The following is a 16,670-nucleotide window of genomic DNA, read 5'->3' as shown; positions in this document are numbered from 1 at the left end:
GAGCCAAGAAAATGGCAGAAGCAAAAGCACCAGTCAAAACAAGTCGTGGACGTGCAGCGGTAAAAACAGCAGCAGCCCAAACCCCAACAGGGACCATGGTTACAATTGGTTGTAAATTACCGACGGGTTTTGTGATGCAAGTTGAAAAAACTTGTATCTCAATCAATGGAGCTAATACCTCTAAGCTCATTGGTGGGCACGGTATTACTGAAGATGTTCCTTTGACATTTTGGGAAGCTTGGGTCGCTGAGCATAAAAACCATGACTTTTACTTAAATGGCCTTGTCTTTGCTAATAGTAAATTGAAGTCCACCGAATCTGAAGCAAAAGAAAAGGTGGATAACGCGTCTGGTACTGAACCACTCGATCAGAATGACAAAGGCACGGTGCATACCCGTACTGCAGATTAATAAGGGGGGCTTATGAGCGGTGTTGTTGAATTTGATCTTGCTAAATTTCGGCGACTGTACCCCAAAATCATGCTTGAGGATGAGCAGCTTGAGCAAAATTTTTTAAAGGCTGAAATGCTTTTAAATAATACCCCGAAGAGCTGCGTTACCAAGATCAAAGAACGTGAAATGCTATTGCTCTTATTGGTTGCACATATCTCAATGCTGCAGCAACGAGTAGAGGACGGGAACACTGCAACAGGACGTATTGCAAGTGCTTCAGAGGGAAGTGTTTCAGTATCATTCGATTATGGCACGTTAGCCAATAACGAGAAATGGTTCGTTCAAACGCCTTTCGGTGCTGAGTATTGGCAATTAACCGCTAAATATCGCTCTGTGCGTTACACAATGACACGATTCCCGATGAGGGTTAGACGATGAAAAAGGCCGGAAGTTTAAAAGCGTATTTAGCCAAGATTGCACAAGGACGCGCGGGGGTACGAGTGGGGGTGCTGGAGAATGCCACATATCCGGATGGTACATCCGTTGCTCATGTTGCGACTATACATGAGTATGGTGCAGAAATCCAAGTGCCTGAGCATACGACCACGATTTATCGCACAATCAAGGACAATGGAGAATTTAACCGTAACGGCCGTTTTGTGAGAAAAGAGAAATCTAATTTTGCAACAACACATATTGTCCCTGCCCACACCATAAGCATTCCCGCCCGCGCACCAATCCGTAGAACTATTGCCGAACACAGTGGTGAGTGGATTAAATCAATTGGGGATATGGTGACGAAAACGAGAGATATTCACCGTTCACTTGCTTTGTTAGGTGAGCAAATTAAGGGGGATATGACTGAGACGATTCTGACTTATACAGATCCACCGAATGCACCTTCTACAGTGAAGCGAAAGGGGTTTAATGCACCGTTACGTGATACTAGCCGTTTATCACGCTCAATCAGTTACGAGGTATTAGATCAGTGAATTTAAGAGGCCTGGCCAATGGCGTAACAAGTACTGTAAACCGAAACACTCCGGCAACTTTAAAAGTGAATATCGGGTATGAAACTAGCCCTTCCGGGAAACAGGTCCCAAAATTTGAGAATGAACCGGTTACCATCCAGCTTCAGAGTATCGAGACAAAAGATTTAGAACGTTTAAATCTTGTTTCGCAACAAGCTCAATATTCATTTGCTTATCTCAATGGTCGCGTATCGGCAATTCGACGGAGTAAGGGAGCTGGTTCGGAGCAACTCATTTTTAAGCCGTATGGAGAAGATGAAGAGGTGATATGGAATGTCACCAAGGTCATCGAATCTTATCCAAACTGGGTCAAGGTGCTGATATGCCGTCAATAACACATGAAGATCTATACACCGAAGTCCGAGCCTATTTGCTCGGACTTTTTGATTGTGAGGTGGTACAGGGGCGACAGAACGGCAGCCCATTACCGAACAATGGCATTTTGATGACGATTCTTTTTTCTCAAAACATTGGCACAAGCATTGATGATCATGACGAGGCCTTAAACCAAACAACGGTTTTACAGGCTCAAAACGTCATGCTTCAGCTGGATTTCTTTGGGGAAATGGCTCAAGCCCGGTCAACAAGAGTTTCAATGCTTTGGCGCAATGAATATACAACAGAGCGTCTCAAATTATGCCAGCCACTTTATTGCAATGACCCGAAAAGTCTTGACTTCATCAATGAACAAGACCGCTTTGAGGACCGTTGGATGATTGAGCTTTATTTGCAATACAACCCTCAAACTTCGTTTGAACAAACCTTCCTTGATCGGCCGATTTTAACTATAAACAAATTAGGAGATTAACGTGCTGCCTTCTATTCCGATGAAACGTATAGTCAGCATTAACCCGTCAGCGTTAGGCGTGGGTGGTTCAGCGCTTGGACTAAACACGGTATTACTGAGCGTAGATAGCATTTTTTCGATTAAATCCTATGCCAGTCCTGACGATGTGGCCTCAGTTTTTGGCTATGAAAGCCCTGAACACAAATTTGCTGAAGGCTATTTTGCTGGCTTTATCGGCTCAACAAAAAAACCTGAAGAACTTTATATCTCACGATATAACCAAAAGCCAATTGCAGCCAAATTGATTGGAGCCAGTTTAAAAAATATTGGTTTGGAGTCGATCAAAACAATTTTTAATGGTGAACTAGAGATTGTTGTAGATGGTGAGTTAAAAACTGCCAATATCGATCTTTCTAAAGCGACAAGCTTTAGTGATGCTGCAAATATTCTTGGTACAGCCTTAGGCGTTAAGTGCGAATTTAATTTTCACCTGCAGTCTCTCATTTTTTACTCAGGTAAAGAAGCTATGGACTCAAGTATTGGATTTGGTTCTGGAGAGGTTGCTACTTATCTCGGATTAACTAAAGCGGTTGGTGCGGTCGTTGATAATCATACGGGTGCTGAAGGTGTTAGTGAGTTAATGTTCCGGGTAACAAACTACACGCTGAATTTCTCAACGATTACTTATAGCCCGGATGCGTTCAGCTTAGAGCATCGTCAGGCAATGGCGTTATGGAATAGCAAACAAGACAGCCGGTTTTGGTTCGTAGCTTATGAAATGGAACCGAATGCACTGCTTGAAAACAACCCTGATAGTTTTGGTGGCTGGATCAAAGAGAACAACATTGAAGGTACGACAATTATCTATGGTGATCTTGAGCATGCTGCTTTAGCTTGTGGCTTTGCTGCATCCATTAATTTTGATGAATTCAATGGCAACACAACCATGGAGTTCCGTCGTCAAGGTGGTGTTAGCGCGTCAGTAACAGATGAACCTACCGCCAATGCGTTGGAGTCAAATGGATATACCTATTATGGCGCCTATGCAACAGCGAAAGACCGTTTTACTTTTTTCTCAAATACATGCGTTTCTGGGCAATTCAGTTGGGTAAATACCTATCTAAACCAAATTTATATGCATTCACAACTTCAGTTAGCAGGTATCAATCTGCTCATGGCGGCTAAGTCTGTACCGTATAACGATACGGGGAAAGCCATGCACCGCGCAGCGTATAAAGATCCAATTGATCAGATGATTAATTTTGGTGGTATTCAAAATGGAGTCGAATTGGATGAGCTGGAGAAAACTTTAATTAACCAGCAAGCTGGCTTTGATGCTGCTATGCAGCTGTATTTAGATGGCTGGTGTTTAGTCCTGGGCACAGCAACATCTGAGATACGTCGTAAACGTGCAGCTTTGCCTTCTATGCTTTGGTACACCGATGGCGGTAGCGTGCACCGCATCAATTTATCATCGATCAATATTCAATAATGGGGGTGTTTAAAAATGTCTAACTATCATGACCCAGGCACATTGACTTCAGCCAATGCAATTCTTCAGATCCGTTGTAAAGGGATCTACGATAATTTTGTAAAAATCCAAGGCTTTCAGGCTGATAATGCCTGGTCTATGGGGGATGCAAACTTAACCGAGTCCCGAGTCGGTACAGATGGGAAGCAAGCTTTTGGTTATACCCCGCATCAGGTGCAATGGGGCATCTTCTTGGAGGTTAATAGTCCTAGTCGTCGTATTTTTGAGAATATCCGCAAAGACTTTGTGAGGAACAAAGAAGCCCGTCTGGTTGAAATTATTGTCGAGTTGCCTTCGATTAAAGAGCGTCATACAGGATCTGGCACTTTTGCCAGCATGAGTGGTGGCCCAAATGGGAAAAAGCTTCTAGATGGCACGACTTATAACTTTAACATTATGACTGATGGCGGTGAGGAGATGAATTAATGGCTCGTAAAACAAAACGGGTCCCGATTAAAACGGGGCGTGATAAGGACAAGACCTTTTTAGTGACTGAAATGTCCGTGACTCAAGCAGATCGTTGGGCTATGCGTGCAATTTTCTCCTTAACGAAGGCGGGTGTGGATATTGAAGGCCTGAATGCAAGCAATGGCATGTTAGAAATGGCTAAGGTCGCAACCTCGGCTATTCAAGGACTCAGTACGGAAGAAGGCATGGAGCTGTTAAATGAGCTTTTAGAGTGCGTTCAAATTATTCCGAAAGGTGGGGATGCGCGTGAAGTGGAATGGGATGATGAGGTAGAGGAGTTCACCACCTTGTTTACATTACGCAAAGAGGCGTTGTTCCTGCATATTGATTTTTTAGTACAAGGCAATACCCAAGATTCGAGCGACGCGGGGTAAGTTTGCCGTTAAGAGCCGGTGCTCTTGCTGAAACAATCAATATCTCTACCGTAGCCAGTGCCGTATTAAAAACGGGGCTGGCTTCTTATTGTGAGTTGGACACCGTTCTCAGCTTAGAGGATGCCTTGAACATCATTGAAGCTGATCAAGTTGCTAAATATAACGAGCAGATTTGGGAGAGCATCAGAAATGAATATCGTTGAGGCTATTGGTATTTATGTCGGTTTGGATTTTGGTGATTTTAATGCCGATGCAGATAAAGCTATTAGCAAAAATGAAAAGCTAGAAAATGCCCTGGAGGATACCGAAAAAGCCGCGAAGAAAACAACAGCTTCAACCAAGGTGTTGAGTGAAGAACAGAAAAAAGCCAATAAAACTTTATCTGAAATGGGCAATGTGATTACAAGTGTGCACCGATTGCTTACGGGATTATTTACAACGCTTGCAATCAGCACCGGGTTTGCAAAGTTAGTTGCAGAGGCGCAGGCAACGAATAATGAATTATACAAGCTTGAAAAACAGCTCGGCATGCAAGCAGGATCAATTTCAGCTTGGCAAGGTGCGGCGACAATGGCAGGAGGTAGTGCAGAGGGTATGATTGCTTCCTTGAAGGGTTTGAACCGCAGTATCAGCGATTTAACCACTATGGGTGATGCAACTCTATTACCATTTCTTAATGAGCTTGGTGTCGGTGTTTTGGACAACATGGGCAATATGCGTGATATGGATAATATCTTGTTAGATATGTCTGAATCTTTCGCAGAGATGGATAAAAGTCGGGCTTATAGCTTAGGTGCCGGCATGGGACTGGATGAGGGAACAATTGAAACGCTCATGCAAGGCCGTGACGCACTGCAAGAAATGTTGGATCTGCAAAAGAATATTTATACATCAAGCGCCCAGGAACTTGAGGCCAGCCGAGAATTATCAAAACAACAAGCGCTGTTGCGTTCACAATATCAAGGCTTGAAGGTCATGCTTGGCAATACACTTGTGCCGATTCTGACCAAGATCACAGAAATAGTGAATAATTTTATAGGCTTCTTACACCGCAACGAAAAAACGGTTAAAAACGTTTTTGAAGGTCTGGCCATTGTCATAGGAGTCACTTTAATTCCTGTTATGTGGGCGGCAGCTGTAGCTGCTTGGGCCATGATAGCACCGTATTTACCATTACTTTTGATCGTCACTGCTTTAGGTGCAGCATTCATTCTACTTTACGATGATTATAAAACCTGGGCTGATGGCGGAGAGTCATTATTTGATTGGGGTGAATTCCAAAAAATTATTGGCTCTGTTGAGGGCATCGTTAACAAGGTGGGTAAAGCATTCGATTGGTTAAAAGGCAAGTACAAAGAATGGTCTGAGATTGCCAAGGAAAAAATCAAAGACGTTGCAAATAGTGGTGCAGACTGGTTAAAAATGAAGGGCTTTATTGATGAAAATGGTATTTCCCTTGATTCATTAAGAAATGGATTTAAAAATCTGGCAAATGACATTACAGCTGTTGTTATGCCTGAGCTTAAAAAGTTTATGGAAATCCTGAATAAATTACGAAAAGGTGATTTTAAGGGGGCTTTTGCAGATATTAAAAACATGATGCCAGATGTGGTTAATAACGGTGTTAAATCCGTTATTAAAACGGGAGCTGGTGCGTACGATAATCTTTTTGGGTTGGACTCAACCGATGATAAAAAGTCATTGTCTGGAGTGTTGCGTGGATTTAATCAAGATATTGATAGGCGCGCAGCAGAGAGTGTACCAGTAGAAAGTAAATCAATAACAAGCTCAGCCTCACAAAAAAGTAGAGGTAACTTAATTTCTGATTTTATTGGCAAGGGTGAGGGCCACTACAATTCTGTAAATTTAGGAAAGCGTTTTGGGTATAAATCAGGTACACGTAATTTGACTTCTATGACTGTGGCAGATGTTAAAGCTATGCAAGATAGTTATGCTGTTAATGCTGTTGGGAAATATCAAATTATTAGGGATACGATGCCCGATGTTATTAAAGGCATGAAATTAACGGGTAAGGAAAAATTTGATGAAGAAATGCAAGATAGAATGGGAGCTTGGTTGTTTTTTAATAAACGAAGTTCTTTGGGAGGGTATTTAAAAGGGAAGCACAATAATCGTAATTTAGCGGGTGATGAAGGAGCAAGAGAATGGGCATCTTTACCTGTTTTATCTGGTTCATTAACGACGAAGGTAGGTCAAAAAACTTACCATTCAAAACGCGGTGCCACTGCTTATTCCGATGGTGTAAATAAAGCTCAGCATTCAGCAAATTCGTTCGAGACTGCATTGGATCGTGCGAGAGCTGATTACTCCAGAGCAATTGAAAGTGGTCTGAGCGAGAAAGATGCGGAATTAGCGGCATTTAGAGGGCAGAATGTTAATAGCAATCAGCAATATGCATTATCTCAAGGTTCCTCAAGGGCTAATGCTATGATTTCTCAAGGCGCCCAAATACAACTGCAAGCAGCATCACACAAAGTAACAAACAACAATCAGAAACAGGTCGATGTTAATATTGGTGCTGTTACGGTTAACTCTGCATCAAATACGATTGACGGAACGGTGAATGACGGAATGCAAGCCACAATAAATAGTGTGAATCAAATGGTAACTGGGATGGTTTAATAAAAATGTTGATTATGTCACATTTTTGTCATATAGTGTGACTGACTCAGAGGGGGCTGGTAGCAGCATTACCAAGCTAAAGTTTCTTAGCCAACTGATCGACAGATTAGGACTAGGGAATGAGTTACAATGGGGGAACGGGGGAGTTACCCCATTGTATTTTTAAATTGAAGCTCATTTTATAGTGAGCTTTTTTTATGGTTCGGATTTCATTATTTTGATGAATTAGCTAGAGGGCGGAATAGGGAATTAAACTCATGGCATCAAAAAAGCCCAGAACATGGACAGGGACGGGGCTTAATTGAAGTTAACAAGAACAATGGCATATGTTAGTTAACACGGAATAATATAGCATCAAGTTCCAATGATATAGAATGAATCTAGTGTAACAAAAAGTGATGAGTAGCTTTAGACAGAGATATATTGATAATATACTTTCTACTTAGATTTATGACTGAGCCCAGTTTTCTAACTGTAAGGCTGGGACACGGTCAAACTATTTTGTATTATTCGTAATACGTATTAAATTAGACCTTTACTATTAATGATCGGTAGCTTTATTGTTTAGTAATAATTAGACTATATTTATACTTGGTTTTAAGGTGTGGAATACACATCAATTTTACAAATAAAACTATATTTGTTTAGCTTTTTTGGTAGCGATAATGAAAAACTTTTTATTTTTAGATTCAGTTCTATCGACAAAAATTGTAACTCTTGTTTATTGGCTCATGTTGTTATGCGTATGGATTCCTGGCCTTGGCCTTGTAATTATGGGTTTTTCAGGCACTGGAACCTATAATGGAGCTTCGGGTATTCTTATGGGTTCGGGATTACTCATTTTTGGTACGATCATAGCCCGTTTATGGTCGGAGTTGTGGGTCGTAATTTTTAAGATTCAACAAAATACTCGCCAGATTGCTTTATTATTACAAGAGTTAAAAGATCGTAATATACTCTAAGTAATTTCTGATTTAATCAAAAAAACCATCCTCAATCTGAGGGTGGTTTTTTTATGGGAGAACTTTATGCGTGGAATGCCAAATATTCCTAATTTTAAAGGATTAACTGAAGCGGGATTGAGTGCTGGCCTAAATCTTGGTGGTGCTGCTTTGATTAATAGTGTTTTTGGAAACTACTGGGGGATTTTTAGTGAATATGGTGTCCCGATCATTATGGTCGATTCGGTACTATCTGTTAAACATTCATCTAGCTCCAAAATCTCAAATGCTGCTGTCGAAAAAGGAAAATTCGCCAGTTACAACAAAGTGAATGAGCCATATAAGGCAACTGTGCAATTGTCCAAGGGAAGCGGTGGCACATTACAGCGTGGCACTTTCTTAGCTCAGATTGAGACATTAAAAAAAAGCACGCTGAAGTTTCATGTCGTTACGCCGGACTATGTGTATACCAATGCAAGTATTGTTGGCTTTGATCATGCGCGAACGGCTGAAGATGGCGCACAGCTTTTAAAGGTCAATGTGCAACTTGAGGAAGTTCAAGAGGCAAACATGGATTATCGATTTGAGGAAGTCCAAAATCCAAGTGATGCAAAGGTAAAAGATATTGGAGAGCAAGAGCCCAAGAAGCCGAGTAAATCACTTTTGAATTCCGCTTTAGGTGGTGGCGGGGTTAAAGGATTAATAGATGAAGTGGGGAGACGTACTGCAGATATGATGGGTGGCCTTGGCAATGTTTGAGATTCCGCTTAATGCATACCCTAATCAAGAGGTCAGCTTTATCATGAATGGCCAGCGTTGGACGCTTAACCTTGAGACCCGGTTAAACAATCTCTATGCAAGTGTTTCCAATGAAAGCCAGGGAACTATTGTTTTAAATCGGATCTGTTTAAACCGAGCCTTTTTTACAAGTAACCTGGTCTTTATCGATACTGAAGGTGCTGAGCACCCAGACTATAAGGGTCTGGGAGACAGCGGCCGTTTTAAGTTGGTGTGGTTTGATGAAAAGAAAAGTTCTTAAAGTGACCTTGACGATTGCAGGTAAGGATAAAAGTTTCACAGCCATCGATGGCAATGAGAATCAATTGTCATCCACCGGCCTAAGAGTTTCTTATCAAGGTTTATTTGGCAACGGTGCCCGTATGCCAATGGCTCAGATTAAGATTTATGGGTTAGCCCTAGAAAATATGTTGGATCTGCTTAAATTACGTTGGGGCACACTTGGTGCTCTTATGAATCGAGTCCGTATTGATGCGGGGGAGGAAGGGGAACCACTTTATAAAGTATTTGAAGGAAATATTACGTTTGCATATCCCGATATGCAAAATTCTCCGGATGTTGTCCTGGTCATCGAATCACAGGCTGCAATTTTAGAAAACTTAAAACCTGTATCACCTACTCCATTTGTGGGTGAGCAGGATGTTGCAGACATGATAAAAGTTCTTTGTGATGAAATCGGGTATCAATTTGAAAATAACGGAGTGAGCCAGGTCATAGAAGCTTGCTATTTTACTGATACTCAGATGGCTAAGATTCAAAAGCTGGCACGGGATGTAGACATCGATTTATACATTGAGCAAGGCTTAGTTGCCATTGCCCCAAAAGGAGCACCTCGGCGGCTAAAAATCCCCATTATTTCGCCTGATACTGGACTGGATGGGTATCCAACTCCAAGTATACAGGGCATATCTTTTAGATGTTTATACAACCCCGCAATTCGTTTTGGCGGGGTTGTTTCTATTCGGGATAGTCAAATTTCTATTTGCAATGGTGATTGGCGAGTTTTCGGGGTATGGGTCAACTTGGAGGCGAATACACCAGGCGGGAAATGGCATTGTGATGTGAACGCAACACATTTAAAGATGGGAGATAACAATGGATCTGAATGAGGATCTAATGCTCTTTAGTGTTGATCAATGCAAAGGCGCAGAACAAGAGCTATCGATCATTATGAATCTGGTCGGGAAGATCCAGACTGTTACCCTGGTTAAAGTGATATCGGTGCAAATTCCTGAAGATGGGATGATGGGAACCGTGAGTGTGCAGCCCATGGTTGCCCAGGTGAGTGGAGCGAAAACGATTATCGAGCATGGGGAAATTTCTAATATTCCTTATTTCCGATTACAGGGCGGTAAGAATGCAATCGTACTAGATCCTGAAAAGGATGATATTGGGATGTGTGGCTTTTGTTCCCGTGATATTTCAGCCATCAAGCGTACAAAGCAACCCGCAGCGCCGAATACTAAGCGTCAGTTTGACTGGTCAGATGGCCTTTACATGGGCGGCTATTTGAATGGAAAACCTGAGCAATATATTCAATTTTTAGCTGATGCAATCAAGATTCATTCCCCATACAAAATCATTTTAGATAGCCCCGAAGTTGAAGTGACAGGTGGCTTAACCGCCAAAGGCATCATTAAATCTTTAACTGACGTTATGGCCAAGGCGATTAGCGTGATTAAGCACGTGCATAAAGGTGTGACAAAAGGGGGAGACAATACGGGAGAATCTATTTGAACAAGACTTTATTTCTACATCCCGAAACATGGGATTTGGCATTAGATGTAGAGGGTAATATTGCCATGGCTACAGATACCTACCAAAAAGCCCAGGATATTTCGAGTGCATGTCGAACCTTTAAAAAGGACGTGTATCACAGACAGGAAGATGGCATTCCCTATTCTGAGGAGGTGCTAGGTAAAGGTAAATATTCATTAGCGTTGTACCGTAAACATTTAAATGATGCTGCGTTATCGATTCAAGGCGTAACAGAAGTAAATGCAGAGCTTTATCCATTAAAAGATCGGGGTGTTACAGGCCGTATTTTATTTGCTGATGAAGATGGGCAAAAGGGGGTAATTGGGTTATGAGTATCCCGAAGCTTGAAATTACAGAAAAGGGAATTTATGCACCGCCCACGGAGGCCGTTCTCGCTGGTGCATGGGAAATGTTGAAAGGTGCGTTCGGGAATAATCTTACTGAAGATTTACGCACGCCACAAGGACAGTTGGTCACATCGATTACGGCCATGGTTCAGGATGAGCGCAATCAAATGATTGAATTGTTGAATCTAACTGATCCCCGCTATTCAAAAGGCGTCTGGCAAGATGGTATTGGCCATATTTATTTTTTAGAGCGTAAGCGTCAAACTCGTTCGACTGCTGTATTAATCGCAATGGGGCTGAAAGGTGCAAAAATCCCACGTGGCACACAATTTCTTGATGTGAGTGGTTTGCTTTGGGAATGCTCCACTGATGCTGTTATTGGTGAGCACGGTGTTACAACAATCAATGTTCATTGCTTAACAGCAGGAACAATTAAAGCAGCGCCAAATACAATCAATCGCTTTTTAAAAGTAATACCTGGCATTGACCGGGTATTCAATGAGGCGGCAGCAATTGAAGGAAGGGAAGAGGAAAGCCATATCGATTTTGAAGAACGACGCCGCGAATCTGTTGCAGCTAATTCAAAAAATACCAATGCAGCCACCTATGGTGCTGTTGCGGACCTGGAGAATGTCATCAGTGTTTTTGTGGTGGATAACCCCACTGATGAAACTGTTTTGGTGGGCTCAACTGATTACCCGGTTATTCGTAACAGTATTTTGGTGTCAGTAGTCGGCGGTGATGAGCTTGATATTGCAAAAATGGCATTAACCAAGGCCGGCTCCGGTTGCTCATTTAATGGCAATACTGAAGTGACAATTAAAGACACGGATAACTTTCCAGAACGTCCACCCGTATATAAGGTCAAGATCTTACGACCTCAGCATATTCCTATCTATTTTAAAATTCGGCTTGAAGATGAAACCGCAATGTCAATTAAAGATGAAAAGGCCATGAAAAAAGCCATTGTTGATGCTATGCAAAGCGGTAAAAGCAAGGCCAAGATCGGCCACCCCGTGGTCGCACTACGCTTTGTGTGTCAGGTGACTGCCGTCACTAGTCTCATTCTTGAATCGATACAGATTAGCCGAGATCATCTGAATTTTAATGATGTGCTGGATTTTGGGGTGGATGAGTTTCCTTTTACCACGGAAGATTATATCGAGTTCGTATAATGAAAAATATTCAAGACACCTTGATGTCACAGTATGCCAATAGCCCGATCATATGCCAGCTCATCGAAGGCTTGAATTGTTGTATTGACCCAAGTAAAGATATTGAAGGTTTTTATCATTTGGCTTGGGATTTAAACACAGCACAAGGATTTGGTCTGGACATGTGGGGGCGTATTGTTGGGGTGGATCGTAATATTGGGGCACCGAATCCAGAAGCCGAAACCTTTGGGTTTAAAACACGTATCGCATCATTTTATCCATTTAATCAAAGGCCATTCAGTGCAGCTGGAACCAAGTATGCCTCATTTAATTTAAATGATCGGCAGTTTAGAACATTAATTCTGGTCAAGGCAGCATCTAATATTGTGCTGGCCACTGCACCCAATATTAACCGCTTTCTTAAGCTGCTATTTGATCAGCGTTGTTATTTCTTAATTATCGGGCATATGAAGGCCCGATATCTTTTTGAGTTTAATTTAAGGGCATTCGAGAGACTTCTAGTCTACAAACTTGAGTTACTCCCTAGACCGAGTGGTGTTTTAGTGGATTACAAAGAGATTGTCACTAAAAATATTTTTGGTTTCGCAGGCACAGGCTTTCAGCCATTTAATCAAGGAGTATTGGCTTAATGAACAACCCGACACTGATTGCTCTGCCTTTTGCATTCAATGGTAAGCGTAACAAAATAGAAAATGAGCGACAAAGTGGGCAGGATCTAGAGGATGCGACCTGGTCCATCGGATTCCCCCCGATTACCATGACCGCGGTAGAAGAAGGCGGCTTGCCCCCAAAAGGGTTAGATTTTAATGGTCTATTTTATGAGTTATCTGACAATACCGTGTTTCTGGCGAAAGGAGGACGTTATCAATATGATGCCGATTATGCCAAAGCGATTGGAGGGTATCCACAAGGGGCCATTCTTCTTTCCGTTGATCGCACCTGCGAATATATCAGCTTGATTGATGGCAATCTGTCTGATCCAAACGATGAAGCCAATTCCGAGAGTTGGAAGCTTTATGCGGGTGAAGGTTCTGTTGTTGAAGCTTCGACCGATGTGGCTGGTGTTGTTAAGCTGAATGATACTCTCACGAGTGATAGTAACCAGGAAGCCCTCACCGCAAAACAAGGTAAGGTTCTAAAGGGCCTGGTAGATGAAAAGCTAGGCAAGAATGAAACCGCAGCCAGTGCAGCTAAGCTCAGTTCCGCACGGACCTTCAATTATAGTGGGGCTGCTACGGGATCAGTGAGTTTCGATGGCTCTAAAGATGTGACCTGTGTGTTGACTTTGGCCAATTCCGGTGTTGAAGCGGGGACTTATAGCTCGACGATCGAGATACCGTCGATTACCGTAAATGCCAAGGGATTAATCACAGCGTTCTCATCTAATCCAATTCGCCTGGCCAGCAGCACACAGACAGGGGTAGTTCAATTGGTAGATGCCTTTTCTGGCGGAGCAGATAAAGCATTGACGGCAGAACGTGGTAAAGAGCTCAATGATAAGAAAGCACCCAAGGAAAGCCCTACTTTTGCGTACAAAGCCACAATCATGAAGGGTAACACAGATGTTGGATTAGAGATTCGAGGGGAGAGTCTTTTTAACTCTTCTCTCAAAATTGGTGATTTTGGTGCATCAGGCTCAGCCAGAAGTGGATTTAAGGTCCGCCATCCATTAACTAACGGTGAGGTGACTTTTCTATTTCCATTAAAAGATCCTGATACCGTTGCGATATTAGCCACTTTAGCGGATTTACCGAGCAATATTGATCCGATTCTTTATGCACCGGTCCCTTATAGCAAGGCAACACCACCGACTGGGTATTTAGTAATGCAGGGGCAGTCCATCTCAGCTGAGCTCTATCCGAACTTATCTAAGTTATATGGCAGCGTTTTACCTGATATGCGCGGTGAGTTTATCCGGGGCTATGACAATGGCCGTGGTGTGGATGCCGGGCGTTCGATCTTAAGTGGCCAACAAGATGCGATTCGCAACATCACCGGGACAATTGAAGCAAGTCTATTAAGTTCTGCGAAAGGAAGTGGAGCTTTTGGTGATATTTCTCCAAGTGGTGGGCATGGCGGAGGTAGTAATGAATCTGATACTCGAAAAAGCACTACTTTTGATGCCTCAAGAGTCGTGCCTACAGCGAGTGAAAATCGACCAAGGAACATTGCATTTAATTATATTGTCAAGGCAGGTTAAGAAATGACGACATTTACAGATAAAGATCGGATGATTATGGCTTATAGTTTTGATCCAGTTGATCAACGGTTGGTGGGGAGTTTTGAGTACTTTTGGGCTGTGGGAACCGGGTTAGCGGCACATAGTACCCGGGTTGAGCCTCCGGCCATAGAAGATGGGATGATCCCGGTGTTTGATGAGGAACGTCAATCCTGGAGTCTAACAGAGGATCATCGTTGCAAGGTCGTGTATTCAATTCAAGATCAGAGCAGTGAAATTGTGGATTATATTGGCCCGATTAAGGACGGGTATACGTTAACTCAACCAGATTCAGTTTATGAAAGCTGGCAGGGTGATCAGTGGGAAGATATCCGGACAGAAGAGGAAAAAGCTTTACAGAAACTCAGTCTATTTGCACCGTTAACTCGTCGGCAGTTTAAACTCGCTTTACTGGAAAATGGTCTATTAGTCCAGGTGGAACAAGCGATATCTGCTATTGAGGATGAGACACTTAAAACCCGGATTCAGATTGAGTATACCGAGTCAGAGAAGTTCGAGCGGATCAATGCATCAGTACAGTACATGTTAAGTGTTCTGGATCTCAATGAAGAACAAGTTGATGAGATGTGGCATTACGCAATGACACTTTAAAATCAGAATGAAATTATTTACAGCACCCAATCGGGTGCTTTTTTATTATTTAAAAATATCTGGAGAAATGAAAATGCATGAGCATTTATCTATCAAGGCACTCCCATGGGTTTTAAAAATTTTTGCGGCAATTGTAGGGGCTATATTCGCTTTAACTTTAAGTGGTGATATTGATAAAGAAGGACGAATTAAGATCAACATTGGTGTTGTGATGAAGTTTGTATTCAGTGTAGCCATTAGCTTGTTTGGTGGTGCTGCTTTCATTGAGTATTTTGGCTTGGGGAATTATTCACATATGGCACAAGGCTTTGTCATGTTGATGTTTGCGGTGTTTGGAATGCTGTGTATCGGTATTTTGTACCAGGCTGTGCAATTGATGAGAGGGAAGTCGCTTGCTGAAATCATTATTGAAGTGAAAGAAACATTTAGCTCAATTTTTAAATAAACCTTATCAAGATTTAATGCCGCCGTAGTGAACTGACCCTATAAAGTAGGACGGTTTTTATTCTTAACTTATTAGTTATTATATTTATTCACCTTTTAGAAAAGTTAATTTGTCATAATTAATTGTTAAATTCCTATTAAGGGTTATAACACTGGAAACAGAAATGACTTTAAAAGACCTTAATAAGCAGATTGATGATTTCAAGAGTAGTGGTAAGTCGCCGAAAAAATTGATTATTGGATATAAAACTTTTGCAGTTTTAATGGAAGATAATGATTTTCTGGATAAAGTTAAGAAGGATAAAGAAGATCCGGTGATTCGATATTACAAAGGGATTAAAATCAAAATGGTGACTGAAAAACATCATTTAGCAATTGAATAGTTTCACGTATTTTTTTAAAGGGCATATTTAGCATTCTTTTTATGTTTTACCCTCCGCCACCTCCGGGTGGTTTTTTTTCATCTAAAGGAAAGTGAAATGAGTACAAAACCATTTTTTGATGAAGCAAGAGTCATTGCTGGAGGCAAGCTTACACAACCACAAGTTGATGAACTTAATAAAGTGGTTGATTGGCTTGCACCAGGTGAAAAAACGACAAGCCAGATTGGTATAAATCTAATTTCAGGCTTTGAAAGTACCCAGCTTAAGGCTTATGACGATGGTGTTGGTGTTTGGACCATTGGCATCGGTACAACAGTTTACCCAAATGGTACCAAGGTAAAAAAAGGGGATACTTGCACACTCGAGCAAGCTAAATCGTACTTTAAATATGACTTAGCCAAATTTGAAAAGACCGTAAATGAATCTGTCGCAGTACCATTAACTCAAAACCAGTTCGATGCTTTGGTATCACTAACTTACAACATCGGATCTGGGGCATTTAAAGGTTCAACTCTGCTTAAAAGGCTAAATACCAAAGACTATTCCAGTGCTGCTGATCAATTTCTTGTATGGAATAAAGCTGATGGTAAAGTCCTAAACGGCCTAGTTCGTCGGCGTGCAGCAGAACGAGAACTATTTTTAAAGAAGTAATTTCTATGTGTGAACGTACGAAACTTCCCTTAATACTCACATTGTTATTAATTCTGTTATCAGGATGCACGGCCCATACGATTAATAGCAATGTTAGAGTAAGTATCTGCGTGCAGT

At 41.8% G+C, this 16,670-nt stretch carries 23 protein-coding genes; all 23 read left to right on the top strand.

Going from position 1 to position 16,670, the window contains the following annotated elements:
- The first annotated feature begins 11 nt into the window (after positions 1-11).
- Positions 12-410 carry a hypothetical protein gene (locus tag RMB03_RS17420; protein ID WP_311077058.1) on the top strand — a complete coding sequence of 133 codons (399 nt, stop codon included), beginning with the start codon at positions 12-14 and terminating at the stop codon, positions 408-410.
- A gap of 12 nt (positions 411-422) precedes the next feature.
- Positions 423-830, top strand: coding sequence for a DUF4054 domain-containing protein (locus RMB03_RS17415; protein WP_311077057.1), 408 nt, complete (start codon positions 423-425; stop codon positions 828-830).
- Positions 827-1,384 carry a hypothetical protein gene (locus tag RMB03_RS17410; RefSeq protein WP_311077056.1) on the top strand — a complete coding sequence of 186 codons (558 nt, stop codon included), beginning with the start codon at positions 827-829 and terminating at the stop codon, positions 1,382-1,384. The genes RMB03_RS17415 and RMB03_RS17410 overlap by 4 nt, the downstream gene beginning before the upstream one ends.
- Positions 1,381-1,758 (top strand): hypothetical protein, encoded by a 378-nt coding sequence (locus tag RMB03_RS17405; protein ID WP_311077055.1) that lies wholly within the window; start codon positions 1,381-1,383, stop codon positions 1,756-1,758. Before RMB03_RS17410 ends, RMB03_RS17405 begins: the two co-directional genes overlap by 4 nt.
- A complete protein-coding gene (locus tag RMB03_RS17400; protein ID WP_311077054.1) occupies positions 1,746-2,231 on the top strand; it encodes an LIC_12616 family protein in 486 nt (161 codons plus the stop codon). Before RMB03_RS17405 ends, RMB03_RS17400 begins: the two co-directional genes overlap by 13 nt.
- A 1-nt stretch (position 2,232) precedes the next feature.
- On the top strand, positions 2,233-3,702 hold the full coding sequence (locus tag RMB03_RS17395; RefSeq protein ID WP_311077053.1) for a DUF3383 domain-containing protein: 1,470 nt from the start codon (positions 2,233-2,235) through the stop codon (positions 3,700-3,702).
- Positions 3,703-3,717: 15 nt separating this feature from the next.
- Positions 3,718-4,167, top strand: a complete 450-nt coding sequence (locus RMB03_RS17390) for a phage tail fiber protein (RefSeq protein ID WP_311077052.1) — start codon at positions 3,718-3,720, stop codon at positions 4,165-4,167.
- The gene (locus RMB03_RS17385; RefSeq protein ID WP_311077051.1) at positions 4,167-4,583 is read left to right on the top strand and encodes a hypothetical protein; all 417 of its coding nucleotides are present in this window, start codon (positions 4,167-4,169) and stop codon (positions 4,581-4,583) included. The genes RMB03_RS17390 and RMB03_RS17385 overlap by 1 nt, the downstream gene beginning before the upstream one ends.
- A 2-nt stretch (positions 4,584-4,585) precedes the next feature.
- Positions 4,586-4,786, top strand: a complete 201-nt coding sequence (locus RMB03_RS17380; protein ID WP_311077050.1) for a hypothetical protein — start codon at positions 4,586-4,588, stop codon at positions 4,784-4,786.
- Entirely contained in the window at positions 4,773-7,226 is a 2,454-nt protein-coding gene (locus RMB03_RS17375; RefSeq protein WP_311077049.1) for a phage tail tape measure protein, read from the top strand. The genes RMB03_RS17380 and RMB03_RS17375 overlap by 14 nt, the downstream gene beginning before the upstream one ends.
- Before the next feature lie 665 nt (positions 7,227-7,891).
- Positions 7,892-8,188 (top strand): DUF4282 domain-containing protein, encoded by a 297-nt coding sequence (locus RMB03_RS17370; protein WP_311077048.1) that lies wholly within the window; start codon positions 7,892-7,894, stop codon positions 8,186-8,188.
- Positions 8,189-8,254: 66 nt separating this feature from the next.
- Positions 8,255-8,926, top strand: coding sequence for a phage baseplate protein (locus RMB03_RS17365; RefSeq protein ID WP_311077047.1), 672 nt, complete (start codon positions 8,255-8,257; stop codon positions 8,924-8,926).
- Positions 8,919-9,206: a hypothetical protein gene (locus RMB03_RS17360; protein WP_311077046.1), complete on the top strand. Its 288-nt coding sequence runs from the start codon at positions 8,919-8,921 to the stop codon at positions 9,204-9,206. The genes RMB03_RS17365 and RMB03_RS17360 overlap by 8 nt, the downstream gene beginning before the upstream one ends.
- Positions 9,187-10,074, top strand: coding sequence for a baseplate hub protein (locus RMB03_RS17355; RefSeq protein WP_311077045.1), 888 nt, complete (start codon positions 9,187-9,189; stop codon positions 10,072-10,074). Before RMB03_RS17360 ends, RMB03_RS17355 begins: the two co-directional genes overlap by 20 nt.
- Positions 10,061-10,702, top strand: a complete 642-nt coding sequence (locus RMB03_RS17350; protein WP_311077044.1) for a Gp138 family membrane-puncturing spike protein — start codon at positions 10,061-10,063, stop codon at positions 10,700-10,702. The genes RMB03_RS17355 and RMB03_RS17350 overlap by 14 nt, the downstream gene beginning before the upstream one ends.
- On the top strand, positions 10,699-11,055 hold the full coding sequence (locus RMB03_RS17345) for a hypothetical protein (RefSeq protein ID WP_311077043.1): 357 nt from the start codon (positions 10,699-10,701) through the stop codon (positions 11,053-11,055). The genes RMB03_RS17350 and RMB03_RS17345 overlap by 4 nt, the downstream gene beginning before the upstream one ends.
- On the top strand, positions 11,052-12,245 hold the full coding sequence (locus RMB03_RS17340) for a baseplate J/gp47 family protein (protein ID WP_311077042.1): 1,194 nt from the start codon (positions 11,052-11,054) through the stop codon (positions 12,243-12,245). The genes RMB03_RS17345 and RMB03_RS17340 overlap by 4 nt, the downstream gene beginning before the upstream one ends.
- Positions 12,245-12,874 (top strand): DUF2612 domain-containing protein, encoded by a 630-nt coding sequence (locus RMB03_RS17335; RefSeq protein ID WP_311077041.1) that lies wholly within the window; start codon positions 12,245-12,247, stop codon positions 12,872-12,874. Before RMB03_RS17340 ends, RMB03_RS17335 begins: the two co-directional genes overlap by 1 nt.
- Complete coding sequence (locus RMB03_RS17330; protein WP_311077040.1) at positions 12,874-14,445, top strand: phage tail protein; 1,572 nt, start codon at positions 12,874-12,876, stop codon at positions 14,443-14,445. The genes RMB03_RS17335 and RMB03_RS17330 overlap by 1 nt, the downstream gene beginning before the upstream one ends.
- Positions 14,446-14,448: 3 nt before the next feature.
- Positions 14,449-15,075, top strand: coding sequence for a hypothetical protein (locus RMB03_RS17325; protein WP_311077039.1), 627 nt, complete (start codon positions 14,449-14,451; stop codon positions 15,073-15,075).
- Positions 15,076-15,148: 73 nt separating this feature from the next.
- On the top strand, positions 15,149-15,520 hold the full coding sequence (locus RMB03_RS17320) for a hypothetical protein (protein ID WP_311077169.1): 372 nt from the start codon (positions 15,149-15,151) through the stop codon (positions 15,518-15,520).
- Positions 15,521-15,683: 163 nt separating this feature from the next.
- Positions 15,684-15,902, top strand: a complete 219-nt coding sequence (locus tag RMB03_RS17315) for a hypothetical protein (RefSeq protein WP_311077038.1) — start codon at positions 15,684-15,686, stop codon at positions 15,900-15,902.
- A 96-nt stretch (positions 15,903-15,998) separates the two neighbouring features.
- Positions 15,999-16,553: a lysozyme gene (locus RMB03_RS17310; RefSeq protein ID WP_311077037.1), complete on the top strand. Its 555-nt coding sequence runs from the start codon at positions 15,999-16,001 to the stop codon at positions 16,551-16,553.
- The last annotated feature ends 117 nt before the right edge of the window (positions 16,554-16,670 follow it).

It is taken from the genome of Acinetobacter sp. V91_7 (genome assembly GCF_031799075.1).
GTDB classification, from domain to species: domain Bacteria; phylum Pseudomonadota; class Gammaproteobacteria; order Pseudomonadales; family Moraxellaceae; genus Acinetobacter; species Acinetobacter calcoaceticus.
The sequence above is the reverse complement of the archived record's forward strand: the minus strand, read 5'-3'. Positions and strand labels throughout refer to the sequence as shown.

Excerpts from the sequence above, each read along its gene's own strand:
- RMB03_RS17375 (WP_311077049.1), top strand. The coding sequence starts at position 4,773 with ATGAATATCGTTGAGGCTATTGGTATTTATGTCGGTTTGGATTTTGGT.
- RMB03_RS17310 (WP_311077037.1), top strand. The coding sequence starts at position 15,999 with ATGAGTACAAAACCATTTTTTGATGAAGCAAGAGTCATTGCTGGAGGC.
- RMB03_RS17330 (WP_311077040.1), top strand. The coding sequence starts at position 12,874 with ATGAACAACCCGACACTGATTGCTCTGCCTTTTGCATTCAATGGTAAG.
- RMB03_RS17315 (WP_311077038.1), top strand. The coding sequence starts at position 15,684 with ATGACTTTAAAAGACCTTAATAAGCAGATTGATGATTTCAAGAGTAGT.
- RMB03_RS17420 (WP_311077058.1), top strand. The coding sequence starts at position 12 with ATGGCAGAAGCAAAAGCACCAGTCAAAACAAGTCGTGGACGTGCAGCG.
- RMB03_RS17320 (WP_311077169.1), top strand. The coding sequence starts at position 15,149 with ATGCATGAGCATTTATCTATCAAGGCACTCCCATGGGTTTTAAAAATT.
- RMB03_RS17410 (WP_311077056.1), top strand. The coding sequence starts at position 827 with ATGAAAAAGGCCGGAAGTTTAAAAGCGTATTTAGCCAAGATTGCACAA.
- RMB03_RS17390 (WP_311077052.1), top strand. The coding sequence starts at position 3,718 with ATGTCTAACTATCATGACCCAGGCACATTGACTTCAGCCAATGCAATT.
- RMB03_RS17355 (WP_311077045.1), top strand. The coding sequence starts at position 9,187 with ATGAAAAGAAAAGTTCTTAAAGTGACCTTGACGATTGCAGGTAAGGAT.
- RMB03_RS17350 (WP_311077044.1), top strand. The coding sequence starts at position 10,061 with ATGGATCTGAATGAGGATCTAATGCTCTTTAGTGTTGATCAATGCAAA.
- RMB03_RS17370 (WP_311077048.1), top strand. The coding sequence starts at position 7,892 with ATGAAAAACTTTTTATTTTTAGATTCAGTTCTATCGACAAAAATTGTA.
- RMB03_RS17325 (WP_311077039.1), top strand. The coding sequence starts at position 14,449 with ATGACGACATTTACAGATAAAGATCGGATGATTATGGCTTATAGTTTT.
- RMB03_RS17360 (WP_311077046.1), top strand. The coding sequence starts at position 8,919 with ATGTTTGAGATTCCGCTTAATGCATACCCTAATCAAGAGGTCAGCTTT.
- RMB03_RS17340 (WP_311077042.1), top strand. The coding sequence starts at position 11,052 with ATGAGTATCCCGAAGCTTGAAATTACAGAAAAGGGAATTTATGCACCG.
- RMB03_RS17365 (WP_311077047.1), top strand. The coding sequence starts at position 8,255 with ATGCGTGGAATGCCAAATATTCCTAATTTTAAAGGATTAACTGAAGCG.
- RMB03_RS17400 (WP_311077054.1), top strand. The coding sequence starts at position 1,746 with ATGCCGTCAATAACACATGAAGATCTATACACCGAAGTCCGAGCCTAT.
- RMB03_RS17385 (WP_311077051.1), top strand. The coding sequence starts at position 4,167 with ATGGCTCGTAAAACAAAACGGGTCCCGATTAAAACGGGGCGTGATAAG.
- RMB03_RS17415 (WP_311077057.1), top strand. The coding sequence starts at position 423 with ATGAGCGGTGTTGTTGAATTTGATCTTGCTAAATTTCGGCGACTGTAC.
- RMB03_RS17335 (WP_311077041.1), top strand. The coding sequence starts at position 12,245 with ATGAAAAATATTCAAGACACCTTGATGTCACAGTATGCCAATAGCCCG.